At 61.0% G+C, this 26,492-nt stretch carries 21 protein-coding genes and 2 riboswitches; of the genes, 11 read left to right on the top strand and 10 right to left on the bottom strand.

Annotation, left to right across the window (positions count from 1 at the left end; translation table 11 throughout):
• Positions 1-295: 295 nt before the first annotated feature.
• The gene (locus B3I26_RS24250; RefSeq protein WP_296261449.1) at positions 296-640 is read left to right on the top strand and encodes an MmcQ/YjbR family DNA-binding protein; all 345 of its coding nucleotides are present in this window, start codon (positions 296-298) and stop codon (positions 638-640) included.
• Between the two features lie 12 nt (positions 641-652).
• Here B3I26_RS24250 and B3I26_RS24245 read toward each other — a convergent pair whose 3' ends face one another.
• On the bottom strand, positions 653-1,087 hold the full coding sequence (locus B3I26_RS24245) for a DUF1294 domain-containing protein (protein WP_296261447.1): 435 nt from the start codon (positions 1,085-1,087) through the stop codon (positions 653-655).
• 4 nt (positions 1,088-1,091) lie between these two features.
• A complete protein-coding gene (locus tag B3I26_RS24240) occupies positions 1,092-1,922 on the bottom strand; it encodes an undecaprenyl-diphosphate phosphatase (protein WP_296261444.1) in 831 nt (276 codons plus the stop codon).
• 330 nt (positions 1,923-2,252) lie between these two features.
• On the opposite strand from B3I26_RS24240, the gene pnuC reads away from it, so the two are divergent.
• Both pnuC and B3I26_RS24230 read left to right on the top strand, forming a co-directional pair.
• Positions 2,253-2,816, top strand: coding sequence for a nicotinamide riboside transporter PnuC (gene pnuC, locus B3I26_RS24235; RefSeq protein WP_296261443.1), 564 nt, complete (start codon positions 2,253-2,255; stop codon positions 2,814-2,816).
• 7 nt (positions 2,817-2,823) lie between these two features.
• Positions 2,824-3,375, top strand: coding sequence for an AAA family ATPase (locus tag B3I26_RS24230; RefSeq protein ID WP_296261441.1), 552 nt, complete (start codon positions 2,824-2,826; stop codon positions 3,373-3,375).
• Positions 3,376-3,401: 26 nt separating this feature from the next.
• On the opposite strand, the gene B3I26_RS24225 is transcribed toward B3I26_RS24230, so the two are convergent.
• Positions 3,402-4,718, bottom strand: a complete 1,317-nt coding sequence (locus B3I26_RS24225) for a sigma-54-dependent transcriptional regulator (RefSeq protein ID WP_296261439.1) — start codon at positions 4,716-4,718, stop codon at positions 3,402-3,404.
• Between the two features lie 374 nt (positions 4,719-5,092).
• On the opposite strand from B3I26_RS24225, the gene B3I26_RS24220 reads away from it, so the two are divergent.
• Entirely contained in the window at positions 5,093-5,359 is a 267-nt protein-coding gene (locus tag B3I26_RS24220) for a hypothetical protein (RefSeq protein ID WP_296261437.1), read from the top strand.
• Between the two features lie 103 nt (positions 5,360-5,462).
• Here B3I26_RS24220 and B3I26_RS24215 read toward each other — a convergent pair whose 3' ends face one another.
• The 4 genes from B3I26_RS24215 to cobW form a co-directional block, all read right to left on the bottom strand.
• Entirely contained in the window at positions 5,463-6,116 is a 654-nt protein-coding gene (locus B3I26_RS24215) for a vWA domain-containing protein (RefSeq protein ID WP_313484265.1), read from the bottom strand.
• A 2-nt stretch (positions 6,117-6,118) separates the two neighbouring features.
• Complete coding sequence (locus tag B3I26_RS24210) at positions 6,119-7,162, bottom strand: ATP-binding protein (protein ID WP_296261435.1); 1,044 nt, start codon at positions 7,160-7,162, stop codon at positions 6,119-6,121.
• Between the two features lie 141 nt (positions 7,163-7,303).
• Positions 7,304-11,065 (bottom strand): cobaltochelatase subunit CobN, encoded by a 3,762-nt coding sequence (gene cobN / locus B3I26_RS24205; RefSeq protein WP_296261434.1) that lies wholly within the window; start codon positions 11,063-11,065, stop codon positions 7,304-7,306.
• A 2-nt stretch (positions 11,066-11,067) separates the two neighbouring features.
• Positions 11,068-12,147 (bottom strand): cobalamin biosynthesis protein CobW, encoded by a 1,080-nt coding sequence (gene cobW / locus B3I26_RS24200; protein WP_296261431.1) that lies wholly within the window; start codon positions 12,145-12,147, stop codon positions 11,068-11,070.
• Between the two features lie 132 nt (positions 12,148-12,279).
• A riboswitch (cobalamin riboswitch) is annotated at positions 12,280-12,503 on the bottom strand.
• Between the two features lie 206 nt (positions 12,504-12,709).
• Positions 12,710-12,925, top strand: a riboswitch (cobalamin riboswitch).
• A 97-nt stretch (positions 12,926-13,022) separates the two neighbouring features.
• On the opposite strand from cobW, the gene B3I26_RS24195 reads away from it, so the two are divergent.
• Genes B3I26_RS24195 through cobM form a run of 4 tightly spaced genes read left to right on the top strand, consistent with a single transcriptional unit; the run spans position 13,023 to position 15,131 of the window.
• Positions 13,023-13,208 carry a CbtB domain-containing protein gene (locus B3I26_RS24195; protein WP_296261428.1) on the top strand — a complete coding sequence of 62 codons (186 nt, stop codon included), beginning with the start codon at positions 13,023-13,025 and terminating at the stop codon, positions 13,206-13,208.
• Positions 13,209-13,219: 11 nt separating this feature from the next.
• Positions 13,220-13,939, top strand: coding sequence for a CbtA family protein (locus B3I26_RS24190; protein ID WP_296261427.1), 720 nt, complete (start codon positions 13,220-13,222; stop codon positions 13,937-13,939).
• Positions 13,936-14,388: a cobalamin biosynthesis protein gene (locus tag B3I26_RS24185; RefSeq protein WP_296261425.1), complete on the top strand. Its 453-nt coding sequence runs from the start codon at positions 13,936-13,938 to the stop codon at positions 14,386-14,388. The genes B3I26_RS24190 and B3I26_RS24185 overlap by 4 nt, the downstream gene beginning before the upstream one ends.
• Positions 14,385-15,131, top strand: a complete 747-nt coding sequence (cobM, locus tag B3I26_RS24180; protein ID WP_296261424.1) for a precorrin-4 C(11)-methyltransferase — start codon at positions 14,385-14,387, stop codon at positions 15,129-15,131. The genes B3I26_RS24185 and cobM overlap by 4 nt, the downstream gene beginning before the upstream one ends.
• A gap of 161 nt (positions 15,132-15,292) precedes the next feature.
• Here cobM and nfuA read toward each other — a convergent pair whose 3' ends face one another.
• From nfuA to B3I26_RS24165, 3 genes are all read right to left on the bottom strand, one after another.
• Positions 15,293-15,886 (bottom strand): Fe-S biogenesis protein NfuA, encoded by a 594-nt coding sequence (gene nfuA / locus B3I26_RS24175; RefSeq protein ID WP_296261422.1) that lies wholly within the window; start codon positions 15,884-15,886, stop codon positions 15,293-15,295.
• Positions 15,887-15,990: 104 nt separating this feature from the next.
• Positions 15,991-17,013 carry an acyltransferase family protein gene (locus B3I26_RS24170; protein ID WP_296261420.1) on the bottom strand — a complete coding sequence of 341 codons (1,023 nt, stop codon included), beginning with the start codon at positions 17,011-17,013 and terminating at the stop codon, positions 15,991-15,993.
• A 330-nt stretch (positions 17,014-17,343) separates the two neighbouring features.
• Positions 17,344-19,644, bottom strand: coding sequence for a fatty acid cis/trans isomerase (locus B3I26_RS24165; protein ID WP_296261419.1), 2,301 nt, complete (start codon positions 19,642-19,644; stop codon positions 17,344-17,346).
• Between the two features lie 173 nt (positions 19,645-19,817).
• Between B3I26_RS24165 and metH the strand changes: the two genes are divergently transcribed.
• The 3 genes from metH to B3I26_RS24150 all read left to right on the top strand — a co-directional run bounded on the left by metH (position 19,818) and on the right by B3I26_RS24150 (position 26,273).
• Positions 19,818-23,528 carry a methionine synthase gene (metH, locus tag B3I26_RS24160; protein ID WP_296261418.1) on the top strand — a complete coding sequence of 1,237 codons (3,711 nt, stop codon included), beginning with the start codon at positions 19,818-19,820 and terminating at the stop codon, positions 23,526-23,528.
• Positions 23,529-24,136: 608 nt separating this feature from the next.
• On the top strand, positions 24,137-25,795 hold the full coding sequence (locus B3I26_RS24155; RefSeq protein WP_296261416.1) for a nitrite/sulfite reductase: 1,659 nt from the start codon (positions 24,137-24,139) through the stop codon (positions 25,793-25,795).
• Positions 25,779-26,273 carry a DUF934 domain-containing protein gene (locus B3I26_RS24150; protein WP_296261414.1) on the top strand — a complete coding sequence of 165 codons (495 nt, stop codon included), beginning with the start codon at positions 25,779-25,781 and terminating at the stop codon, positions 26,271-26,273. The genes B3I26_RS24155 and B3I26_RS24150 overlap by 17 nt, the downstream gene beginning before the upstream one ends.
• Positions 26,274-26,492 lie beyond the last annotated feature (219 nt).

The raw sequence follows: 26,492 nt of genomic DNA, 5'->3' as shown, positions 1-26,492 counted from the left end.
GCCTGAGCCTATTCGGCACGGGCTGTTTGCCGCGGGGATTTCAGGGCGCCTGGACACGACAGGTTTTTTTCGATGCTCGATAAAGGTGCGTGAGGATAAGGTGCATGGGAAATTGCCAGCCTAAGCCCGCCCTCGACGCGGAGAATGACGCGTCGAACGCGCTGGACGAGCACACAGCAGCGGTACGCCGCTGAATCAGCGCGCCATTCAGCGAGTGGGCTGACACTGCGTATGTCAGACGCCTAGAATGCAACTCGCCCTGAACGCCTGCACCCAACCTGTTCAAAGGAGCCCCATGAATACCGATGACGTCGTCGCTTTTTGCCTGACGCTTCCCGGCGCACGGGAGGATTACAAATGGGGTGGCGTACGTGTGTTCTCTGTCGCCGAAACCAAAATGTTCGCCGTCATGGGCCTGGCAGGAAACGACCTGTCGTTCAAGATCGGTGCTGACCTGTTCCTCGGCTACATCGACCGCCCCGGCGTGCGCCCTGCTCCCTACCTGGCTCGCGCGTACTGGGTCAGCCTGACCCACCCCTACGCGATGAGCGACCACGAACTGCGCGACCTGCTGACCCGCTCCCACCAACTGGTGGTCAGCAAGTTGCCTAAGCGCAGGCAGATTGCGCTCAAGCTTTAACCGGGTGCAGCGTCAATAAAAATGCCGCGCCAGGAAATTTCCGCCCAGCAGCAATCGGTCGATCCAAAACACCTCATGCATAAGCACGATCAGCCAGAACGCCGTTTGATAGGACACCTTGCGCGTCTTGTGGCGCAACACCTGTTGCGCTACCAGCGCACCCGGCCAGCCGCCCAGCAACTCGGTGGCGTGCAACACCTTCTCAGGCGTTCGCTGGCCTTGAACGCGGGCCTGCTTCTTGTCCCAGCCATACAGCGTGAAAGCGATCATGCTCATCAAGGGGTAGATCGCCGCCGGCCACCACCTGCCGCCGCGCAAGCCCATCGACACCACCCCGTACGCCGGCAAGGCACAGAGCAACACCAGCACCGCCAGCTTGAGCTGCAGGAAACGCACCGGGGCTTTCTCGTTGCGGCTGGCTGCGACGGTCTTGAAGCGCTGACTCACTGACTCATGCCTGCACGCTGGACCAGTCAACCCAACCGAAGACCCAGGTCGCCAGAATCAGCAGCCCGAATGCGATGCGGTACCAGGCGAACACGGCGTAACTGTGGGTGGCGATGAACTTGAGCAAGGCGCGCACCGCGATCATCGCGAAGATGAACGAGGTCACGAAACCCACCGCGAAAACCGCGAAATCATCGGGTTGGAACAGGTGGCGGTACTTGAAGCCGGAATAGAGCGAAGCGGCGATCATGGTCGGCATTGCCAGAAAGAACGAGAACTCAGTGGCCGTCTTGCGCGACAGACCGAACAGCAATCCGCCGATGATGGTCGAGCCCGAGCGCGACGTGCCGGGAATCATCGCCAGACACTGAGCGAATCCGACCTTCAGCGCGTCAGCCCAGGTCATCTGCTCCACGGTTTCTGCGTGCACCTGGTGCTCCCGACGCTCGGCCCAAAGCATGACGAAACCGCCGATCACCAAGGCTGCGGCCACGGTGATGGGGTTAAACAAGTATTCATGAATCAGGTCGGAGAACATCACCCCCAGAACCACCGCCGGGAGCACCCCGATGATCAGGTTAACCGTGAAGCGGCGCGCCTGCGGTTGCGTGGCAAGGCCGCTAACCACCTCAACAATCTTGTGCCGGAACTCCCACATGACTGCCAGAATGGCGCCTAGCTGAATGATGATGTTGAACGCCATTGCCCGCTCGCCGCCGAAGCCGATCAGGTCCGCGACGATGATCTGGTGCCCTGTGCTGGAGATCGGCAGGAACTCCGTCAACCCTTCAACGACACCCAGTATTAACGCCTGTGCGGCGGTCCAAAGATCCATCATTCCCCCAGAATGGAGCCTGCTCCTGGCAAGCTCTCTTGATATGTATTGAGCACTGTGCGGGGCACGGTAAACGGTCAGGTGTAAAAACCGCATGAACAGTCATGACTGCAGGCTCAAGCACGCGAGCGGCGCGATCCTAACAGACCTTTACGGCGAACGCTCTAGCATGGATATTGGCGTGCAACCTTTGACGTCGGCAGGCAGAACAACGCGGTTTTACCTATCGCTGGCGCGTCTGCGCGCGCCTTGAATCGGTCCACCACAACCGGGCGTAAACGGCATACAATCGCAGCCCTTTTTTCCCTCCTTACCGTTGCAGGAGTTTCCATGTCCGGGCTTGAACTGGTGGCCGCTGCACTCGGTGTCATCGCCGTCTGGCTGACCGTCAAACAGAACCCATGGGGCTGGCCGATCGGCTTGGTGATGGTGTTGCTCTACACCTGGATATTCTTCGACGTGAAGCTGTACTCGGACATGCTGCTGCAGGTTGTCTATGCCGGGTTGCAAGTGTATGGCTGGTGGCAATGGACCCGCCGCGGCGCGGCCATGAATGCGCGCACGGTCACGTCGCTGGGCAACGGCGAGCTGAGCCTGAGCCTGGCCATCGGCGCGCTGGTCAGCCTGGCCCTTGGTGCGGCCATGGCGCATTTCACCGATGCGGCGCAGCCCTGGCTCGACGCAGCACTGACCGGTTTCAGCCTGGTGGCGCAGGTGTGGATGGCTCAGAAGCGCCTGCAATGCTGGCCGCTGTGGGTCGTGCTGGACGTCATTTTCGTCGCACTGTTCCTTTATAAAACGCTGTACCTGACTGCAGCGTTGTACGCCTTGTTCACGTTGTTGGCCGTGCAGGGTTGGCGCGACTGGCGTGCCGACCCTGCACTGGCGCGTTGACCACTCGATGAAGGTCCTCGTGCTGGCAGGTCCGGAGTCGAGCGGCAAGAGCTGGCTCGCCAGCCGTATCCAGCGGCACTTTGGCGGCGAGCTGGTCGGTGAGTATGTGCGCCACTTCATCGATACGGTGCAGCGCGACACCTGCTACGCCGACATCCCTTCGATCGCCCGTGGCCAGTTGGCCTGGGAGGACGCTGCCCGTGCAGGAACGCCCGAGCTGCTGATTCTCGACACGCATCTGCTGAGTAATATTCTTTGGAGCCGCACCCTGTTCGGCGACAGCCCACCGTGGCTCGACGAGCAACTGCTGGCCAGGCATTACGACCTGCACCTGCTGCTGTCCCCAGAGGGCGTCGAGTGGGTAGGCGACGGTCAGCGTTGCCAGCCGTCGCTGGCCGAGCGTCGGCTGTTTTTCGAGGCCAGCAAGCACTGGCTCGACAAACATGGCCAGCGTTATGAAGTCATCGATGGCAGTTGGAACAACCGCCAGGACAAAGCGTTTGAGGCCGTGCAACGATTGATGGCCCCCGCTGTTGAGCCAGCCAGCCGGCAGGTCTGACGCCGCAGGCCAAGCCTAAGCAGCCTTCAGCGAATCTGATGCTTGTGCAACAAGCGATAGAAGGTCGGCCTCGAAATCCCCAGCACCTTGGCCGCCACGCTGAGGTTATCGCTGTGACGCGTAAGGACGTCGCACAACGCCTGACGCTCAGCCCGGGATTTGTAGTCGTCGAGGGTGCCCATGCTCGAACTGATTTCCTCATCACCCAGCAGCCCGAGGTCGAACGCCTCGATCTGTCTTCCTTCGGCCAACACCAGGCCGCGACGCACGCGGTTTTCCAACTCTCGAACGTTGCCCGGCCAGTCATGCTTACCCATGGCGATTAACGCATCCTGACTGAAGTTGCGTGGACGACGACCGGTTTCCTGGCTGTAGAAGTGGGCAAAGTGATTGGCCAGCAGCGCCAGGTCACCATGGCGCTCACGCAAGGGGGCGGTACCCACTTGCAGCACGTTGAGCCGGTAATACAGATCCTCGCGAAATTGCCGTGTGCGAATCGCCGCTTCGAGGTCTACACGGGTCGCGGCGAGGATGCGTACGTCCACCGCGATCCGCTCCGTACCGGTGTCGATGTGTCGCTCCTGGAGAAAACGCAGCAGGTTGGCCTGCACATCCAGCGGCAAATCGCCGATCTCGTCGAGAAACAAGGTGCCGCGATTGGCAGCCTCGATACGCCCTGGTCTGCGTTGTCGGCCATTGACGCTTTCAGTCTCATAACCGAACAGTTCGGCTTGCAACTGGTACTCGCCGACGGTGCTGCAGTTGATCGACACGAACGGTTGCAGACGACGCTGCGATTGCAGGTGCAGCGTGCGCGCTACTAGCGCCTTGCCGGTGCCGGTTTCCCCTCTGATCAAAACAGGCGACTCGGTCGGCGCCAGCTTGGTCAGCAAGCGACGAAGCTCGCGGATCGGCCGGCTCTCGCCGAGCATCTCATGATCCGGGCCATTGCCGTACCGGGCACCCTGGGCACGCAACCGCGCCATGCCGTAGGCCCGCCCGAGGGTCACTTGTACGCGGGCAACATCGAAAGGCAGGGTGTGAAAGTCAAAGAACCATTCGCAGACGAAATCTCCGATCAACTCGCGCCGCAGGTCGTCGGCGGTGAGCACGGCGATCCATTCGGTGTGGCTGCGGCCGATCAGATCCTTGATGACCTGCGGGTGCTCAAGATGGTGCGGCATTAACCGAATCAACCCCACATCGCATGGATATGAAGCAGCGGCCTGGAGCGAACAGCTGTCCACCTGCCAACCGGCGATACGCAGGCCGGGGATCAGGCTCAAGGATTCTTCGCAAGGCTCGACAATTAACAGGCGACGGGTTGATGCCAGTTCATGCATGGGAATTCCTCGGCATCAGAAGCAAAAGATGGTTAAAAGCAAAAACGTTTTATAAACAGCGTCTTGGCGATCCATTCGGATACATTAGCAATTTTTTTGACGCCCGCTTGGACCGTTTCACTATAAGCCTCAGATCGAAACGTGCTTAGCCAGGTAAAAAACACCCGCGACCGATGCAGCGGGTTGATACAGCGCTGAAACACCGATTAGCCCGACCGGAACCCATTCGCTCTGTCGCCGTGAGCTGAATCATTTTGAAAAAAAGCGACACACCGTGTGACTTACCCCCCTGCGCAGGTCATCAGTACAGGTATCAACTGCTCGGGAAGCCCGCCGACGGTGATTGATTTGATACGGGCACTTGAGGACTTTCCATGAACGCCCCTTTGCGCTTTAACGATGCTCTGCTGATTGCCGGTCACGCATTCGAACCTTTCCGCTGCGTTGCCTGGGCGCCCCAGGACGGTAATGGCGAACTGAGCCTGACCGTGGTCGATCGCACCAGCACCCGTATCGGTCGCAAACAGATTCCAAGCAGTGCTTACAGCGACCCAAAACAGCTGGCGCAGTTTCTCGAACAGGCGCGCGCCGAAATCAGCGGCGAGGGTTACAGCCTCGAGCCCTGGGTGATGCCAGCCTGATGGTGACAGCGCAGCACTTAAGGCAACGGCATTTTGGCTTGAGGGTGCGCAGTCCAAGATAGATGCGGATGCCGAGCCCAGTCCGGTGTGGACGAGTCGCCTGTCAGCTCAGCGCATCAATGTGCACATACTCGGCCGCCAACTGGCGCGCCAGTGCCGCCGCCTTGCCCAGCCGGATCGGTCCGCGTTCGATATCGATCAACAGGCTCGGGCACTGCAGCGCGAGGATCGACGGAGCATCCTTGACCCGCCCGTCGGTCACAATCAGTACCCGCTGCGCCTCTGCCGGATAACGCTTGCGGCGTTTGCCCAGCCACTGCCTCGCCTCCTCAATGGCCTCCAACAAGGGGGTTCCACCGCCTGCCCCCAGAGTCGTCAGCCACGCCTGCAGTGCCGGCCCGGCCTTCAGCCCATGATGCTGCCAGCGCGGACTGCCATGGCTGACGGTCAGCAGCGCCAGCCGCGCCCGTTGCCGATAGGCATCGTCGAACAACTGCGCCAGCAACCCCTTGGCCTCACTCAAGGCTTGATGGCGTCGGGTAGAGGCCGACGCGTCGACGATTACCAGCCAGAGCACCTGCGCACGTCGGGTGCGCGGTTGGCGCACCAGGTCGGCGCGGCGTTGCGGTCGCCCGCGCAACAGGGTCGGCAGCCAGGCGATGGCGCCATTGGCACCGGACCGGGCCGCGCCGCTTTGGCCACCATCAAGGCTACCGGGCCGGGGGCTGGCATCCGCCCCCCTCTGGCGAGGGCGGATGCCTAGGGCTTTTTTGGCCAGCTCGGCACTTCACGGCGCGCGCCGGTGGCAAGCGCGGGTGCGGGCATCTCTCCCCAAAGACCTTCACCTTGCCCGGGCGCTGCATCCGCAGATTGCGTCGCGGTGTGCAAGTCGGGCTTTGGTTGCTGTGGCGCGGGCGGTTGCTGCGGGGATGAAGGTGGCTGCTGCGCTTGAGTGTCATGACGACGATGGCGCAGGGCGAAGTCGGACACCGCATCGATATCCTCAAGGGTAATCGCCGACGCCCCACGCCAGGCCGCATGCGCCCGCGCTGCCCGCAACCAGACCAGGTCCGCGCGCAGGCCATCGACGCCTGCGGCATAGCAGCGTTCGGTAATGGTCGCCAGGCTCAGGTCATCCAGTTCGATGTTCACCAGCAAGCGACGGGCAGTCTCGCATCGGTCCTTCAGCAGTTGCTGCTCGCCTGCCCAGCGCTGGCAAAACGCGTCAGGCGCGGTGTCGAAATCCAGCCGACGACGAATGATCTGCCCCCGTTGTTCGGGCAGGGTCTGGCCGCTCAACGCAACATTCAGGCCAAAGCGGTCGAGCAACTGCGGACGCAGTTCGCCCTCCTCCGGGTTCATGGTGCCGATCAGCACGAAGCGCGCCGGGTGGCGATGGGAAATGCCGTCGCGCTCTACAAGGTTGACCCCGCTGGCAGCTACATCCAGCAACAGATCCACCAGATGATCCGGCAGCAAATTGACCTCATCGACATACAGAACCCCGCCGTCGGCCTTGGCCAACACTCCCGGCGAAAACGCGGCCCGGCCCTCGCCGAGTGCCGCATCCAGATCGAGTGTGCCGACCAGCCGTTCCTCGGTGGCGCCCAGCGGCAGCGTGACGAACTGCCCGCTGGCCAGCAGATCGGCCAGGCCCCGCGCCAGTGTCGACTTGGCCATACCGCGTGGCCCCTGGATCAGCACCCCGCCGATTTTCGGGTCAATGGCGCTCAGGCACAGCGCCAGCTTCAACTCGTCAGCGCCGACCACTGCGGCCAAGGGGAAACGTGGTGTATCGGTCATGGTTGGGCTCTCGTCAATCATCGTATCGGTCACGGCTCCTGCGACCTGCACGGTCCCCGGTCACCATCCGGCTTGCCGGCGGCAGCGAGGCCAATGACCACACCGTCGGTGAGCCGGACAGCTGCAAAAACCCGCTGAGCATCATGTTTCTTCTATATCCAGCAGCAAATCCTCCAGCGCTTGCCGATACGCCCCCGGTTGCTCCCACAACCCACGCTGCTGCGCTTCCAGCATGCGCTCGGCCATGTCGCGCAGGGCATCCGGGTTGTGCTGCTGGATAAAGGCACGGGTCGATGGATCGAGCAGGTAGGCATCGGCCAGCAAGGCGTACTGATGATCGTCGATCAGCTCGGTGGTGGCGTCGAAGGCGAAAAGGAAATCCACGGTTGCCGCCATTTCGAACGCGCCTTTATAGCCGTGGCGCTTGACCCCTTCGATCCACTTGGGATTGGCAGCCCGCGAGCGCACCACCCGGTTCAACTCCTCCTTGAGGCTGCGGATCCTCGGCAGGTCGGGCTGGCTGTGATCGCCATGGTAGCTTGCGACCTTGTTGCCGCCGAGGCTTTCCACCGCCGCGAGCATGCCGCCCTGAAACTGGTAGTAGTCATTGGAATCGAGCAGGTCGTGCTCGCGATTGTCCTGGTTTTGCACCACGGCCTGAACCTGACTCAGTCGCCGGGCAAAATCCTGGCGCGCCGGTGTGCCTTCATCCGCCGCGCCGTACGCGTAACCGCCCCAGTTCAGGTACACCTCGGCCAGGTCGGCGCGGGTCTGCCAGAGACGCCCATCGATGGCATTCTGCACACCTGCTCCGTAGGCACCTGGCTTGGCACCGAAGATCCGCCACCCCGCCTGCTTCGTCGCTTGTTCGGCACTCAAGCCGTCGCGCTGCAGTTGCGCACGCTCCTGACGTACCCGTGCGGCCAGCGGATTCATCTCATCGGGCTCATCCAGCGCGGCAACGGCCTGAACTGCGGCGTCGAACAAGCGAATCAGATTGGCGAAGGCATCACGAAAAAACCCGGAAACGCGCAATGTCACATCGACCCGCGGGCGATCGAGCAGGCTCAGCGGCAGAATCTCGAAGTCATCGACCCGCTGGCTGCCGGTTGCCCACACCGGGCGCACACCCATAAGGGCCATGGCCTGAGCGATGTCGTCGCCGCCGGTGCGCATGGTGGCAGTGCCCCAGACCGACAACCCCAACTGACGCAGAGAGTCGCCGTGATCTTGCAGATGCCTTTCCAGTAGCAGATTCGCCGATTGAAAACCGATACGCCAAGCCGTCATGGTCGGCAGGTTGCGCACATCGACCGAGAAGAAGTTGCGGCCGGTGGGCAGCACATCCAGCCGCCCTCGACTGGGTGCGCCACTGGGGCCGGCCGGAACGAAGCGCCCCTGCAAAGCGTCCAGCAAGCCGCGCATTTCGGCGGGACCACACGCGTCCAGGGTCGGTGCCACAACCTTCTTTACTGCATTAACAATGCTTTGTAACTCATTGTTCTGTAGACAATAAACATCACCACCACCAACGATCTGCTCAATCATCTGCCCCGCATACAACTCAAGCCGCTCACGGGTATCACCCGCTGTGCGCCAGGGTTCGGCGCTCAGTTCAAGTAACACATCAGGTTTGCGCCCCATCCACGGCTCGCCCAGGTTGCAGTCCAGCGGGTCGAACGCCAGCTCCAGCGCGTGACTCAAGGCACGCACCAGGCTGGCATTCGCGCCACGACCGTCCCCGCGCGGTACCCGCATGATGGCCAGCAAGGTGTCGATGCGCAGCCGCCCGGCGGGCGACTCGCCAAACACATGCAAGCCGTCGCGAATCTGCGACTCCTTCAAATCACACAGGTAGGTATCAAGCCGCGGTAGCCAGATGGCGGCATCGGCGTCACTGCCCATCGCATCACCCAACGCCAGCTCCCGGTCGATATGGGTCTCACGAACCAGCTTGAGGATGTCCTTTTGCAGCTCCCGGGCGCGGCGCGGGTCGAGCAGTTGCGCCTCGTAATACTCGTCGGCCAGCAATTCCAGGTTGCGCAACGGGCCGTAGGTTTCCGCTCGCGTCAGTGGCGGCATCAGGTGATCGATGATGACTGCCTGGGTACGTCGCTTGGCCTGCGCGCCTTCGCCCGGATCGTTGACGATGAACGGATAGATATTGGGCATCGCGCCGAGAATCGCGTCCGGCCAGCAGTGTTCGGAAAGCCCCACGCCCTTGCCCGGTAGCCATTCCAGGTTGCCGTGCTTGCCGACGTGGATCACCGCGTGGGCACCGTAGGTCCTGCGCAACCAGAAATAGAACGCCAGGTAGCCGTGGGGCGGCACCAGGTCCGGGTCATGGTAGACCGCGCTGTGATCGACGTCGTAACCCCTTGCCGGCTGAATGCCGACGAACGCCAGGCCAAAGCGTAGCCCGGCGATCATCATTCGTCCGCCGCGACACATCGGGTCCTGCTGCGGCTCGCCCCAGCGTGCCATGACCGCTTCGCGATTGGCTTCGGGCAGGGTCTGCCACGCTGCCAGATAGTCGTCCATTGCCATGCTTTGATGGCAAGGCCGCTGATCGAGGCTGTCGGGGTCGTTGGTCACACCGCCGAGCAGCGCATGGATCAACGCCGTGCCGTTTTCCGGCAGGCCTTCGACAGGATAGCCCTCGCCCTGCATGGCCTTAAGAATATTCAGCGCCGCCGCCGGGGTGTCCAGCCCTACGCCATTGCCAATGCGCCCGTCACGGGTCGGGTAGTTGGCCAGAATCAGCCCTACCCGCTTGTCGACATTGGCCGTGCGCGCCAGCAACACCCAGCGCCGCGCCAGTTCGGCGACGAAATCCATACGCTCGGGCTGAGCGCGATAACAGACCACGTCAGACTGGCTGCGCTCGCTGTACCAGGCCAGATCCTTGAAGCTGATTGGCCGGCTGATGATGCGTCCGTCCAGCTCCGGCAGGGCGATGTGCATAGCCAGATCCCGGGAGCCAAGCCCTTGCTCGCTGGCTTGCCAGGCCGGCTCGTTGTCCTGGGCGCAGATCGCCTGGATCACCGGGATGTTGCGCCGAAATGGCCGCAGATGAGGCGCTTCCGGGCTCGACTGGGCGAAACCGGTGGTGTTGAGGATGACCTCGCACTCGGACTCGTCGAGCCAGTCCTGCGCCGTGCCGAGGCACTCTGGCTCTTTGAGGCTGGCGACGGCGATGGGCAACGGATTCAAACCCTGGGCCAGCAGCCGTTGGCAGAACACATCGATAAAACCGGTATTGGCCGCCTGCAAATGCGAGCGGTAGAACAATATCGCCGCCACCGGCTGCCCGGCACACCAGTCCGGCTGCCAGTCAGCCAGTCCGGCATTGGCTTTGCGCGGATGGTAGATCGTCACACGGGGCAGCGTCTGCGGTTCGTTCCAAGGGTAGTCGCGGCCCAGCCAGCGACTGGCCAGACAGTGGAACATCTGCAGTGCATTTTGCTTGCCGCCCTGGCGCAGGTAATGCCAGAGCCGCTCGCGGTCTTCGGCCGGCTCAGTACTCAGGTCACTGAGTTCCGGGTCCGGGCGATCGTCTCCAGGGACCAGAATCAGCTTCACACCCTTGGCGGCCAACTCCACCAGTCGCTCGACGCCGTAGCGCCAATAGCCGATGCCACCGTGCAGCGAAAGGAGGATGACTTTGGCGTGGCGCAGCACCTGGTCGACATACAGGTCGACCGAGGCGTGATTCTGCACCTGCATGGGGTTGGCCAGGCGCAGGCTGGGGTAATCGTCCGGCAATTGCTGCGCGGTTTCGGCGAGCAGCGCCAGATGCGAGTCGCCACTGCACAGAATCACAAGCTCGGCGGGGGTCTGCCCCAAGTCCGCAATGCTGTCATCGGGGACGAAGCCGCCGGGCTGGGTGCGCAGCAGGTGCATGCTTAGCCTTTAATCCCTGAGGCCGCGACCGCGCTGCGCAATTGGCTTTCCAGCACTGCGGCGTCAAGCGACTGGCCGATCAGCACCAGATGGGTCAGACGCTCCTCATCGGCCTTCCAGGCGCGGTCGAAATGCTTGTCGAAACGGGTGCCCACCCCTTGCACCAGCAGTCGCATCGGTTTGCCGGGAATGGCAGCGAAGCCCTTGACCCGCAGAATGCCGTGCTGCACGACGGCTTGAGCCAGGGCATCGAGCAACAGCGCCTCATCGGCCTGAGGCAGCGAGATGGAGATCGAATCGAAGGCGTCATGATCGTGGTCGTCATGATCGTCGCCTTCATGGTGATCGTGATGAGTCTTGCGACCGTCGATGTGCAACTCGGACTCAGCCCCCAGCCCCAGCAGCACGCTGATCGGCAATTGGCCCTTGCTGGCTTCGATGACTTTCACCGCGGGCGGCAATTCTTCGGCAACGTCGGCGCGGACAGCGGCTAGCGCTTGGGCATCGAGCATGTCGGCTTTATTGAGAATGACCAGATCGGCGCTGGCCAGTTGGTCGGCGAACAATTCGTGCAGCGGCGACTCATGATCCAGGTTCGGGTCGAGTTTGCGCTGAGCGTCCACTTGATCGGGAAAGGCGGCGAATGTACCGGCGACCACGGCCGGGCTGTCGACCACGGTGATCACCGCATCAACGGTGCAGGCGTTGCGGATTTCCGGCCATTGGAAGGCTTGCACCAGCGGCTTGGGCAAGGCCAGGCCCGAGGTTTCGATAAGAATGTGGTCCAGATCGCCGCGCCGGGCCACCAACTCCTGCATGACGGGGAAAAACTCTTCTTGCACGGTGCAGCACAGGCAACCGTTGGCCAACTCGTAGACCCGACCGCTGGCTTCTTCCTCGGTGCAGCCAATGGTGCATTGCTTGAGGATTTCGCCGTCGATGCCCAGCTCGCCGAACTCGTTGACGATCACCGCGATACGCCGCCCTTCGGCGTTATCGAGCATATGACGCAACAAGGTGGTTTTACCCGAGCCCAGAAAGCCGGTGACGATAGTGACGGGAAGTTTGGCCAGTGTTTTCATGATTGCCCTCAGGCGCAGCGGCGGGCAAAGAGGACGAGAACCGCGCAACCGTCAATGTCGACTGCCTCGCCGTTCGATTCGCCACCGGATCACCCCGCCCGGTTGTAATGAGAATGCGTCGGGCTGCATGAATACAGTCCCGTGTTCGAGGCAGGTCTCCTGGCTCACGGCGGTGAACAGGCTGGCATCGGTGCCAGCGCATAACACGTTCATCGCGCCTTCCCGCTCGCGCAGTGGCCGTGCAATGAACCTGACCGTTTACAGTTGCGGGGGCAGCTGTGGCTTGAACCACATTCCCTTCTTAGCGCCGAGCCGGATGACAACAAGATCGGCGAACCTCAAGTGCGCAAGGCTACGCAGTGGCTTGGCGAAGGTCAACGAGCAAACCGTGGGCAAGACCAAGGCCGGTCTGATATGCGGCGCTAGTGCAATCCGGCTTGCCGAGGGTGGCATCCTGAAAGTTGCTGCTGTCGGCACGCCAGACTGCTACCGCGATAGCGCCCCGGCATCCGGCGGCCGGACCGATCTGCCTTCGATTGACTGCCGCCCTGCTCCGTGGTCTCCTACACGCCTTGTTACGGGTGCCCTTCACAGGGTGAAACGGGAAACCGGTGCGTTCAGACTCCAATGTCTGTGCAAGTCCGGCGCTGCCCCCGCAACGGTAAGCGAGCGAAGAGTCAGATCCACTGTGTCGTTCAGCGATATGGGAAGGTGATTCTTGCCGGCATGTTCCATGCCCCTCGCAAGCCCGGAGACCGGCCCGGCAAACCCATATAACGAACCCGCGGTGGGCGGGCGCTGTTGAGTTGGCCACTGACATTCGTCAGGGGCTTGCTTGCGCCTTCCCCTTCGCCGACAGCCCAGAGGGAAGCGCCATGTCGATCAGTACCACCAGCCAGACCATCAGCAACGTCAACACCTTGAGCCAGCGCCTCACCGCCGCCATCAGCGCGATGATCCTTGGCGCCTGCCTGGTCTACTTCGCCGGTTTCTCGCACATCGACGCCGTGCACAACGCGGCGCACGATACCCGTCACAGCGCTGCCTTCCCTTGTCACTGAGGCTTGCCATCATGTTCAAGCGAATCGCTCAAACGGCCGGTTTTACCGGACTGCTCGCCGCCCTGCTGCTCACGCTGTTGCAGAGTTTCTGGGTAGCGCCATTGATCCTCCAGGCCGAAACCTACGAGAAAGCGCCTGCCGCGCAAACCCATGAGCATGCTGAAGGCGCCATGGCCGGTCACGTCCATGACGAAGAGGCCTGGGAGCCGGAAGATGGCTGGCAACGCGTACTGTCCACCACCGGCGGCAATCTGGTGGTCGCGGTGGGTTTCGCCCTGATGCTGGCGGCGCTGTACACCCTGCGCGCTCCAGGCAGCACCCGCCAGGGCGCACTCTGGGGGCTGGCCGGTTACGCAGTGTTCGTACTCGCACCCACCTTGGGCCTGCCACCGGAATTACCAGGCACCGCAGCCGCCGATCTGACTCAACGGCAGATCTGGTGGGTCGGAACCGCCGCCTCTACCGCTGTTGGGCTGGCGTTGATCGCATTCGCTCACAACGGGCTGCTGAAACTGCTAGGCGCAGCGATTCTCGTGGTGCCGCACGTGCTGGGCGCGCCTCAGCCGGACGTCCATTCGGCATTGGCGCCTGAAGCATTGGAAGCGCAGTTCAAGATAGCTTCGTTGTTGACCAACGCGGCGTTCTGGGTGGCGATGGGCCTGCTCAGCGCCTGGCTGTTCCGCCGTTACGAGCCACGCTCGACGCAAGCTGGCCTGAACCCCGCGCTATGAACGAAGCGGCGCCCCCGTGCCTGGTGATCGGCCTCGGTTGCCAGCGTGGCTGCCCGGTCTCGGTGCTTGAGGGCCTGATCGAAGTCAGCCTGCTTGAGCATCGATTGACGCTGGCCGACATCTGCGCGCTTGCCTCGATCGACCTGAAGTCCTCAGAAAGCGGGTTGCTGGATCTCGCCGAACGCTTGGCGCTGCCACTGGCGTTCTTCAGCGCTGAAGAGCTGGCTGCATTCGAGGTGCAATTGAGCCATCGCTCGCAGATCGCCTTCGAAAGCACCGGGTGTCACGGTGTCGCCGAGAGCGCGGCGCTGGCCATGGCTTCGCGACTGAGTGGATCGCCGGCACGCCTTGTCATCGAACGACGAAACAGCTCGCGGGCCACGTTTGCCTTAGCGGCAGCGGCACCTTCAGAACGCGCGCTGCACTCACAGGATATGAAGACGCCATGACGGTTTACTTCATCGGTGCAGGCCCGGGCGATCCCGAATTGATCACCGTCAAAGGCCAGCGCCTGATCCGCAGCTGTCCGGTGATCATCTACGCAGGCTCCCTGGTCCCCGAAGCGGTACTCGAAGGGCATCAGGCCGTTCAACGGGTCAACAGTGCCGAATTGCACCTGGAGCAGATCATCGCCTTGATGAAATCCGCTCATGCACAAGGCCAGGATGTCGCACGCGTGCACTCCGGCGACCCCAGCCTGTACGGTGCTATCGGCGAACAGATTCGCTGCCTGCGTGAACTCGACATCCCGTTCGAAATCATCCCCGGTGTGACCGCTACCGCTGCCTGTGCCGCGTTGCTCGGCACCGAACTGACCCTGCCGGACATCTCGCAAAGCGTCATTCTCACCCGCTACGCCGACAAAACCGCCATGCCTGTAAGGGAGCAATTGGCGGCGTTGGCCCAACACCAAGCGACCATGGCGATTCATCTGGGGGTCAACAACCTCGGCAAGATCGTCGCCGAGCTGATGCCGCATTACGGCAAGGACTGCCCCATCGCCGTCGTGCATCGCGCCAGCTGGCCGGATCAGGACTGGGTCGTCGGGACGCTGGCAGACATTGAACAAAAGGTCGCTGCCAAGGGGTTTCGGCGCACTGCGCTGATATTGGTAGGACGCGTGCTGGGTAATGACGTATTCAGTGAATCATCGCTATATCGCGCTGGGCATGCGCACCTGTTCAGGCCTTAACGCCCGATACACCAGCGGTCGCTGCCACCGCGCTTAAACCTTCCCAACCCACACCGGCATAGATACCTGCCCAGCCCTGATTTCAGAACTGCACATTCAAACGCTCCCGAAAACAAAAAGCCCCGAACGCATCGGGGCTTTTCAATCCAGGCCAGGACCGCTTAGTAGTAAGCGTTCTCTTTCTGTGTATGGTCGGTCACATCACGCACACCCGCCAATTCAGGAATACGCTCAAGCAACGTACGCTCGATGCCCTCCTTAAGCGTCACATCAGCCTGCCCGCAGCCTTGGCAACCACCGCCAAACTGCAACACTGCGATGTTCGCCTCGCCCTCCTCGACCACATCGATCAACGTCACCTGCCCGCCATGGCTGGCAAGACCGGGGTTGATCTCGGTCTGCAGGTAATAATTGATACGCTCGTTGATCGGGCTATCGGCATTGACCATCGGCACTTTCGCATTCGGCGCCTTGATCGTCAGTTGACCACCCATACGGTCGGTGGCGTAATCAACCACGGCGTCATCCAGAAACGCTTCGCTGAACGAATCGATCCATGCCGTAAAACTCTTCAGGCCGATGGCCTTGTCTTCAGGTTTCTCTTCGCCGGGCTTGCAGTAAGCAATGCAAGTCTCGGCATATTGGGTGCCAGGCTGGGTAATAAACACGCGGATGCCGATGCCAGGGGTGTTCTGCTTTTGCAGCAGATCGGCCAGGTAATCGTGGGCGGCATCGGTAATAGTAATAGCGGTCATGAAAATTCCTCGCAGACGTGGGCGCAGTTTACGCCATTACGCAGCAACTGACAAAGTCCCAGTATTCTACTCAGGTAATAGCTGCCCGATGCATCCGCTGATGCTCAAGACAGTGCCGCTTGCTCCCTGAGCGCCCTTCGGCCGTCCAGCCAGCCCTTCATCCGACGATACAGTCCTTTCTCGATCCACTCATAGCTCAACCACGCGCCCAGCGCGATGATCGGCACACACACGGCAAACGCCAGGTAAGGGTTAAGACCGTAGCGTTCGGTGGCCAGCCAGCCGCCATACAGCACAAGGACGTGGAGCAGGTACACCGAATATGAACAATCACCCATGGTTTTCAAAACGCGGCTGCCGCGCAGGTACGGTTCGAGCGAAATACACGCCACCACGATCACCGCGCTGGGTACGCCCCAATGAATGAAGCGCAGATCCGGTTGCAGGTGCTTGATCGCCAGCAGCGCCCCTCCGATTGCCAGTAACGGCAGCCACAGGCGCTCGCTGATCCAGCCACGGCGATAGATGACCCCCACGCCAATGCCAAGCAAAAACTCATAAACGATATCGTTGGCGTAAAAGCGGCTGATCAGCCCGGAACGCCCCAGCACATCGGTCACCGCGAACAGTGCGGCGGCGATAATCAGCGGGCGCAGGCGCTGCTGAAACAGGAACACCATCGAGAACAGCACGTAGAACAGCATTTCATAATTCAGCGTCCAGCCCACGTTCAGCGTCGGGTAGAGCCCATAGCCGCCAGGGTTCTCGGACGGAATGAACATCAGCGACAGTATGAAGCTCTGCCAATCGACAACCTGATGCGGCAACAACGGGTGGGCGACCAGCACCAGCAGTCCCATGACCAGCGTATAGAGCCAATAAGCCGGCACGATGCGAATAATGCGATTGAGCATGAAGTGGCGCGCGGGAATGTCCTTGCCCACCGTCGACAGGTAAATGACCAGACCGCTGATAACGAAGAAGATATCGACGCCAACGGCGCCTTTTTCAGTGAAGAACCGGCCGATCGGGCCGGTGGGATGGAAGTCGAAGAAAATCTGCATGAAGTGGTGACATACAACGGCCCACGCGGCGAGCGCCCGCAGGGCTTGAACCGAAATCAACATCTGCAACCTCTTTTCTACACGTGCATGACCCACGTTCCGACACCTCTCAAAGGCCAGATAGATGGGAAGACTCATGCACGATCCGACTAAGGTTCAGGGCAAAGGTTCGTTGGGAGCGGCCGGCTGTATAATGGCTGCAGGCCATGATTTATCAGGGTTTTTCGGTTTCGGCCCGTGTGTGCGGGCATGACCTGCAGCTGATTTTTTCAAGATTAAATTTGACCGGATGAGGGTCATAACAGCTTGGCCTGCCAGTGGCGGCGCCCATGAATCGCTGCCGCCGGCAAGCCGGCAAGCCGCAGATACATCGTCTGCAATTGCTGATACAGCCTACAAATTCTCATAACGATTCATATCCAATACCCCTGCTTCCTGCGGGTCGGTTTCCCGAATGTATTGGTCCAGATCATGGAAATAGGTCCAGAACAATGGGTTGCTACGCCGCACACCCCAACGCTTGACGATATTGTCGAACGCCACTTTGTGCTCGTGCGCCTGCTCCATCGCGTCGACGAATTCGCTCACTTCGTTGGCCGGGATGTTGAAGATGAAGTTCGGGTAGCTGCTGAGCACTCCCGGGTAGATGGTCAGGGTATCGAGGCCCGGCTCATAACGGTAAGCCTCACCCAGCAGGAACGCCACGTTACTGTGCGCGCGGTTGCGCAGCATGCTGTAGACGATGCGTTTGCCGCTGCCATCCTGAATACGCAGCATGGTCGCTTCGGGCAACAGGTCGATGACCCGCAACCCTGCCGCAGGCCGCGACACCAGCCGGCTGAGCGATTGCTCCACGTCACTGAACACAGGCCCTACGCCCTGCCGTGAGCAGTACGCCCCGCTGCAGCGATTGATCGGATCAGGCGTAGCATTGAGGGTCCCGGCGCGCTCGACCAACTTTCGCTGAAAGTCGTGCTTGGGGTCTCTTTCGTCCAGTTTGATGCCGCTGGGCGTGTCGTCGTCGATCGCCTGATAATCCAGCCACATCTTCACCTTGCCGCCGTTTTCATACCAGCTGCCAAGGATGTCGTCGCGCTTGTCCGCCGGCATCAGGCGCAGAAAATTGACCTCGGCACCGTTGCGGATCAGGTCGAAATACAGGCGGGTCTGCACTTGATGGGCGACATTGCCATAGACGTCGAAATTAACCACCAGTTGGTAATAGGTGCGCTCCAGCAGCGGGTAATCGAACAGCCAGACGGTGGTCGGCAGATCACCGATCAACCCCTTGTTGACCGTGGCACTGTCGAAGTGCCGGAAAATGGTCAACAGGGCGTTGTCGTTGCCTGCCCACAGCGTCGCCCATCCGGGCGGCGGCATGTGCGAATAGGCGTCGCGGCGCAGGTCTTCGTATTCATTGCGCTTGTCGCGGTAGCCACGCCAGACGCCAAGCACACTTCCGACATCGTCGTCTTGTCCCGGCATCGCCAGCAATGGCGTGGCCTTGCCGCGATAGACGGGATCGGTGATGTAGCGATCGTGCGACGGCTCTTGGAACAAGGCCCAGAAATGATCGCGAATCACATCAGTGGCGATTTGCCCACGACACACCGGGCCGCGAATGAAGGTGCGCACGAAATACTCGGCATTATCCAGCATGAATTGGTAGCGCGCGGCGGCTGGAATTTGCTTGAACGTGTCAAAGGGGTTAGCCCGGCGTGGCGGACCGTAACCGGGCAGTTCGGTGGCGCGCCAGTTGCCGCTGTAGAACAGTTGCTTGACCCGCGCCAGCTTCTGCGGACCCATCGGATAGGTGATGTGGGTCTTGTGCACGATAACGCCCTGCACCGGCATCAGGCGGTAATAGAAGCTGGTGCCAGGGTCGTCATCGGGACGACGCGTGGCGATCAGGTCCACTGGCTGGCCGCTCGGTGTGCGCGAACGCACCCACTGAAAGAAATGCCCCTGCTCGCCGCCGGTGAAATGAACATGCGCCAGGAACAGATGCTCATATAACCATCGGGCGACCAATGCCTCGGTCGAACCAGGGCGGTTGAACAGGCTTTCCCATTCGGCGATCTGCTCGGCCTCACCTGCGCTGGGCCGCACCGGCGTCTGCTCCACGGGAGCGCCCTGCGCCAGCCAGCGCTGCAAAGTGTCGTACTGGACCTCGGTTAACCCGGTAACCGCCAAGGGCATGCCCTGGCCAGGATGCGCGGCGGCGTAGCCTTGAAACTCCTGGGGCATCGGGCACATGTTCTCGCGATTGAGCCCCAGGGCGATGGTATCCGGCAGTTTTGCGTTGGGCACCAGCGGCGTGCGATGACCGAATTCCAGCATCTTTGACAATAAAGCGGCCTGGTTACTCTCGCCGTCGAGCACTGAATAAAAGCCCTTTCTGCGCCAGGCCTCGGGACCCTGCGCGTCGTAGAAGATACGTGTCGGTGCAATCGCCTGACTGCGATCACCTTGATACACCGGCACTTTGGAGGCGCCGCGCAACACACCCTCGCCGCTGCCCAGGTTCAACTGGCAGGCAGCATCGTTGCAGGCGTGGCAGGCAACGCACTTCTCGGTGAAGATGGGCTGGATATCACGGCTATAGGAAATAGCCGGTAACGAAGGAGGCGGTTGCGCGAACGCTGCACCGCAAAACGTAAAAGCCACGGCAATGGCGAACAAGCGATGCAACATGGAACGGGCGTCCTGAAAATAAAAAACCCGCCAATTCTACCCGTGGCGACCGGCCATCAAGATGAACAGAATTCATTCAAATCCCGCCACGGTTTAAAAGCGCACAGGTTTGCTATTATTCCGCTCCTTTAAGCGTCACCCTTTTTTCAGTTTTTCTTCGTCCGGGTAAGCCAATGTCAGATCGCAACGCGCGTCTCCAAGCACTTCATCAAGCTCTTAAGAAACGCATTCTGATTCTCGATGGCGGCATGGGCACCATGATCCAGAGCTATCGCCTGGAAGAAGGAGACTACCGTGGCAAACGCTTCGCCGACTGGCCAAGCGACGTCAAGGGCAACAATGACCTTTTGGTGCTGACACGGCCGGACGTGATTGGCGCGATCGAAAAGGAATACCTGGACGCCGGCGCCGACATTCTCGAAACCAACACCTTCAACGCGACCCAGGTGTCCCAGGCCGACTACGGCATGGAAGCACTGGTCTACGAACTGAACGTTGAAGGCGCCAGGCTCGCGCGCAAGGTCGCCGACGCCAAGACCCTGGAAACCCCGGACCAGCCGCGCTTCGTCGCCGGCGTACTGGGCCCGACCAGCCGCACCTGCTCGCTGTCACCCGACGTCAACAATCCCGGCTATCGCAACGTCACCTTCGACGAATTGGTGCAGAACTACACCGAAGCCACCAAGGGCTTGATCGAAGGCGGCGCGGACCTGATCCTCATCGAAACCATCTTCGACACGCTCAATGCCAAGGCCGCAATCTTTGCCGTACAGGGCGTGTTCGACGAACTGGGCTTCGAATTGCCGATCATGATTTCCGGCACCATCACCGACGCCTCCGGCCGCACCCTGTCCGGTCAGACCACCGAGGCGTTCTGGAACTCGGTGCGCCACGCCAAGCCGATCTCGGTGGGTCTGAACTGCGCCTTGGGCGCCAGCGACCTGCGGCCGTATCTGGAAGAACTGTCGAACAAGGCCGACACCCAGGTATCGGCACACCCCAACGCCGGCCTGCCCAACGAGTTCGGCGAGTACGACGAATCCCCTGCCGAGATGGCCAAGGTTGTCGAAGAGTTCGCCCAGAGCGGCTTTTTGAACATCGTCGGCGGCTGCTGCGGCACGACCCCTGCGCACATCAAGGCGATCGCCAATGCCGTCGGCAAATACCCGCCGCGGCCGATTCCGGATATCCCGAAAGCCTGCCGTCTTTCGGGTCTTGAGCCCTTCACCATCGATCGCCAGTCGTTGTTCGTCAACGTCGGTGAGCGTACCAACATCACCGGCTCCGCCCGATTCGCCCGCCTGATCCGCGAAGACAACTACACCGAAGCCCTGGAGGTCGCCCTGCAACAGGTCGAAGCCGGCGCCCAGGTGATCGACATCAACATGGACGAGGGCATGCTGGACTCGAAGAAGGCCATGGTCACCTTCCTCAACCTGATCGCCGGCGAGCCGGACATCTCCCGCGTGCCGATCATGATCGACTCCTCCAAATGGGAAGTGATCGAAGCGGGCCTCAAGTGCATTCAGGGCAAGGGCATCGTCAACTCGATCAGCATGAAAGAAGGCGTCGAGCAATTCGTCCATCACGCAAAACTGTGCAAGCGCTATGGCGCTGCCGTGGTGGTCATGGCCTTCGATGAAGCCGGTCAGGCCGACACCGAGGCGCGCAAGAAGGAAATCTGCAAGCGTTCCTACGACATTCTGGTCAACGAAGTCGGCTTCCCACCCGAAGACATCATCTTCGACCCGAACATTTTCGCTGTCGCCACCGGAATCGAAGAACACAATAATTACGCGGTCGACTTCATCAATGCCTGCGCCTACATCCGCGATGAGCTGCCCTTCGCCCTGACCTCGGGCGGCGTGTCCAACGTGTCGTTCTCCTTCCGTGGCAATAACCCGGTGCGCGAGGCGATCCACTCGGTGTTCCTGCTGTACGCGATCCGCAATGGCCTGACCATGGGCATCGTCAACGCCGGCCAGCTGGAAATCTACGACGAGATTCCAGCCGAACTGCGCGATGCGGTCGAAGACGTAGTGCTCAACCGCAATGCCAACGGTACCGATGCGTTGCTGGCGATTGCCGACAAGTTCAAGGGCGACGGTTCGGTCAAGGAAGCCGAAACCGAGGAGTGGCGTGGCTGGGAGGTCAACGAGCGCCTCAAGCACGCGCTGGTCAAGGGCATCACCACCCACATCGTCGAGGACACCGAGTTGTCCCGGCAGTCTTTCACCCGACCGATCGAAGTCATCGAAGGCCCGTTGATGGCGGGGATGAACGTGGTTGGCGATTTGTTTGGCTCGGGCAAGATGTTTCTGCCGCAGGTGGTGAAGTCCGCCCGCGTGATGAAGCAGGCGGTGGCGCACCTGATCCCCTTCATCGAGGCCGAAAAAGGCGACAAGCCAGAAGCCAAGGGCAAGATTCTCATGGCTACGGTCAAGGGCGACGTGCACGACATCGGCAAGAACATCGTTGGCGTGGTGCTGGGCTGCAACGGCTACGACATCGTCGACCTGGGGGTCATGGTGCCAGCCGAGAAAATCCTGCAAGTGGCCAAAGAGCAGAAGTGCGACATCATCGGGCTGTCCGGCCTGATCACGCCGTCGCTGGACGAGATGGTGCATGTTGCACGCGAAATGCAGCGGCAGAATTTCAGCCTGCCGCTGATGATCGGTGGCGCGACCACCTCCAAGGCCCACACCGCGGTGAAGATCGAACCCAAGTACAGCAACGACGCGGTGATCTACGTCACTGACGCCTCGCGCGCGGTGGGGGTTGCCACACAACTGCTGTCCAAGGAGCTGAAGGCTGGCTTCATTGAGAAGACCCGCGCCGAGTACGTTGAAGTGCGCGAGCGCACTTCGGCGCGCAGCGCTCGCACCGAACGCCTGAGCTACAGCGCTGCGATCGCCAAGAAACCGCAGTTCGACTGGGCCGCCTATGCACCGGCAAAGCCGACCTTTACCGGGGTCAAGGTGCTGGAGGATATCGACCTGGACGTGCTGGTGGATTACATCGACTGGACGCCGTTCTTCATCTCCTGGGACCTGGCCGGCAAGTACCCGCGCATTCTCACCGATGAAGTGGTGGGTGAAGCGGCCACCTCGCTGTTCAACGACGCCCAGGAACTCTTGCGCAAGTTGATCGACGAGAAGCTGATCCGCAGCCGTGCGGTGTTTGGCTTCTGGCCGGCCAATCAAGTTGACCACGATGACATCCAGCTGTTTGACGACAACGGTCAGCCCTTGGCCAGGCTGCATCACCTGCGCCAACAGATCATCAAGACCGACGGCAAGCCGAACTTTTCGCTGGCCGACTTCGTCGCGCCAAAAGACAGTGGTGTCACGGACTATGTGGGCGGTTTCATCACCACGGCGGGCATAGGCGCCGAAGAAGTCTCCAAGGCTTATCAGGACAAGGGCGATGACTACAACGCGATCATGGTCAAGGCACTGGCCGACCGCTTGGCCGAAGCCTGCGCCGAATGGCTGCATCAGCAAGTGCGCAAGCACTACTGGGGCTACGCCACCGACGAGCAGCTGGACAACGACGACTTGATCAAAGAGAAATACGTCGGCATTCGCCCTGCTCCCGGTTACCCGGCCTGCCCGGACCACACCGAAAAAGGCGTGCTGTTCGACCTGCTCGACCCTGCGCAGGGCGAAGGAAAGCCAGGCGTCAGCGGCGTGTTTCTCACCGAGCATTATGCGATGTTCCCGGCGGCCGCAGTCAGCGGCTGGTACTTCGCCCATCCGCAAGCGCAGTATTTTGCCGTGGGCAAAGTCGATAAGGATCAGGTGGAAAGCTATAACGCTCGCAAAGGCCAGGAAATGCGTGTAACCGAGCGCTGGCTGGCGCCAAACCTGGGCTATGACGAGTAACCGACAGCCAGCTGGCAGTCCGAACTCCGGGCGGGCGGCCTGCGGGAGAAAGACTGTATCAGCCAGCTCCGGGCATCCTGGCTGACGCAATTGCCGACCGCCGGCATTGCCCGACGCTGCTGAGCATCATGGCCAGGGTTAGACCCAAAGGGTGAATACGCTCATTGATGGAGCATCCAGAACAGTGCCGCGCCTGCGACCAGGATAACGATAAAGCCAATGGCCCAGGCGTCCACGTGGCTGGCGGGTTTGGCAGATTTAGGGTAGTGATTACGCATTGCATCGCCTCTTGTCGGTCTTATGGGTGATGGCACATGACATCGACCGAAGACGGTTAATCCCGGTCATCTGCTGAGTAAAGTCGAGCATTGTCCTTATCACAACTGTGGTTATGAATAGGCGATGAATTGCTTAGCACCTTTGGTTCTTTGCTTATATTCAAACATCACTTTTGCGCATATCGCCAAACTGGTAACCTCCCCCGGCTCCGTTTAGGGGCTGTGCGACCGTGCGCGCAGATTTGTTTAGCGGCCTGAAATCATCGCGACAACGCATCGCCTGTTTTTGGCCGTCCAAGCAGCAGTGAATCGCCTGAGAACAGGACCACCATGTACGTATACGACGAGTACGATCAGCGGATCGTCGAGGACCGCGTCAAGCAGTTCCGCGACCAGACCCGCCGCTATCTGGCCGGCGAGCTCAGCGAAGAAGAGTTCCGCCCGCTTCGCCTGCAAAACGGCCTCTATATCCAGCGCTTTGCGCCGATGCTGCGCGTGGCCGTGCCCTACGGCCAGCTGACCTCCCGCCAGACCCGCAAGCTGGCGAAGATTGCCCGCGACTACGACAAGGGTTACGCGCACATCAGTACTCGGCAGAATGTGCAGTTCAACTGGCCGGCGCTGGAAGACATCCCCGATATCCTGGCTGAACTGGCTACCGTGCAGATGCATGCGATCCAGACCAGCGGTAACTGCCTGCGCAACGTCACCACGGACCAGTTCGCCGGCGTCGCGGCCGACGAGCTGGTTGACCCGCGCCCATGGTGTGAAATCGTGCGTCAGTGGACCACGTTCCACCCCGAATTCGCTTACCTGCCACGCAAGTTCAAGATCGCGATCAACGGCTCTACCTCCGACCGCGCCGCCATCGAAGTCCATGACATCGGCCTTGAGCCGGTAAAGAACGCCGCCGGCGAACTGGGTTTCCGCGTTCTGGTGGGCGGTGGCCTGGGTCGTACTCCAGTTGTCGGCGCATTCATCAATGAATTCCTGCCGTGGCAGGACCTGTTGAGCTATCTGGATGCCATCCTGCGCGTGTACAACCGCTATGGCCGTCGCGACAACAAGTACAAGGCGCGGATCAAGATTTTGGTCAAGGCGCTCACCCCCGAAGTGTTCGCCGAAAAGGTCGAGGCGGAAATGGCCCACTTGCGTGGCGGCCAGACCACCCTCACCGACGCCGAAGTGCACCGCGTCGCCAAACACTTCGTAGACCCTGAGTACAAGGCTCTGGCTGATTACGGCGCAGAACTGGCGCAGCTGGACCGGGAACACCCCGGTTTCGCCCGCTGGCGCGCGCGCAACGTGCTGGCTCACAAAAAGCCCGGTTATGCCGCGGTGACCCTGTCGCTCAAGCCGACCGGCGTGGCGCCGGGTGACGTTACCGACAAGCAGCTGGACGGCATGGCCGACCTTGCCGAGCGCTACAGCTTCGGCCAGCTGCGCACCTCCCATGAGCAGAACATAATCCTGGCGGATGTCGAACAGACCCTGCTGTTCACCCTGTGGGGCGAGCTGCGCGAGCAAGGCTTTGCAACGCCGAACATTGGCTTGCTGACCGATATCATCTGCTGCCCGGGTGGCGATTTCTGCTCCCTGGCAAACGCCAAGTCGATTCCGATCGCCGAATCCATCCAACGCCGTTTCGACGACCTGGACTACCTGTTCGACATCGGCGAACTGGACCTGAACATCTCCGGCTGCATGAACGCCTGCGGGCACCACCATGTCGGCCATATCGGTATTCTGGGCGTGGACAAAAAAGGCGAGGAGTTCTATCAGGTTTCGCTGGGCGGCAGCGCCAGCCGGGACGCCAGCCTGGGCAAGATTCTCGGCCCGTCGTTCGCCCAGGACGCCATGCCGGATGTGATCGAGAAACTGATCAACGTCTACGTCGAAAAACGCAACGAAGACGAGCGCTTCATCGACACGTTCCAGCGTATCGGCATCGACCCTTTCAAGGAGCGCGTCTATGCAGCGAATCATTAAGAACAACCAGGTCATCGACGAGACCTGGCACCTGCTGCCCAAGGACACCACGCTCGACGGCCTGTCCAACTGCGATGATTTGATCGTGCCGCTCGCTCTGTGGCGTGAGCACGCTCATGCCCTCAAGGCCCGTGATGGCGGCCTGGGCGTGTGGCTGGACAGCGATGAAGAAGCCGAGGAAATCGGTGATGACGCCAACCAGTTTCAGGTCATTGCCCTGAACTTCCCGGCGTTTACCGATGGCCGCAGCTACTCGAATGCGCGCCTGCTGCGTGACCGCTATGGCTTCAAGGGCGAGCTACGGGCCATTGGCGACGTGCTGCGCGACCAGTTGTTCTACCTGCACCGTTGCGGGTTCGACGCCTTTGCAATCCGCCCGGATAAAGACCCGTACGAAGCGCTGGAAAGCCTCAAGGACTTCTCGGTGACCTATCAGGCTGCTACCGACGAGCCACTGCCGCTGTTCCGTCGTCGTTGATTCGACGCTGAACCAAGCGCAATAAAAAGCCCCGGCGTCGTGAGAAACCGGGGTTTTTTATCGCACCCTACTGCCTCAGATGCCCCTTGATCGTTCTTTGATCGTTCCCACGCTCCGCGTGGTAACGCAGCCCGCGACGCTCCGCGTCCAGTGGAAATCGACGCGGAGCGTCGCGGGTTGCATTCCCACGCAGAGCGCCACTAGTGTCCGGTAAAAACC

It is taken from the genome of Pseudomonas sp. UBA5706 (assembly GCF_002419965.1).
GTDB lineage: Bacteria > Pseudomonadota > Gammaproteobacteria > Pseudomonadales > Pseudomonadaceae > Aquipseudomonas.
This window is presented reverse-complemented; position numbering and strand designations above follow the sequence as displayed.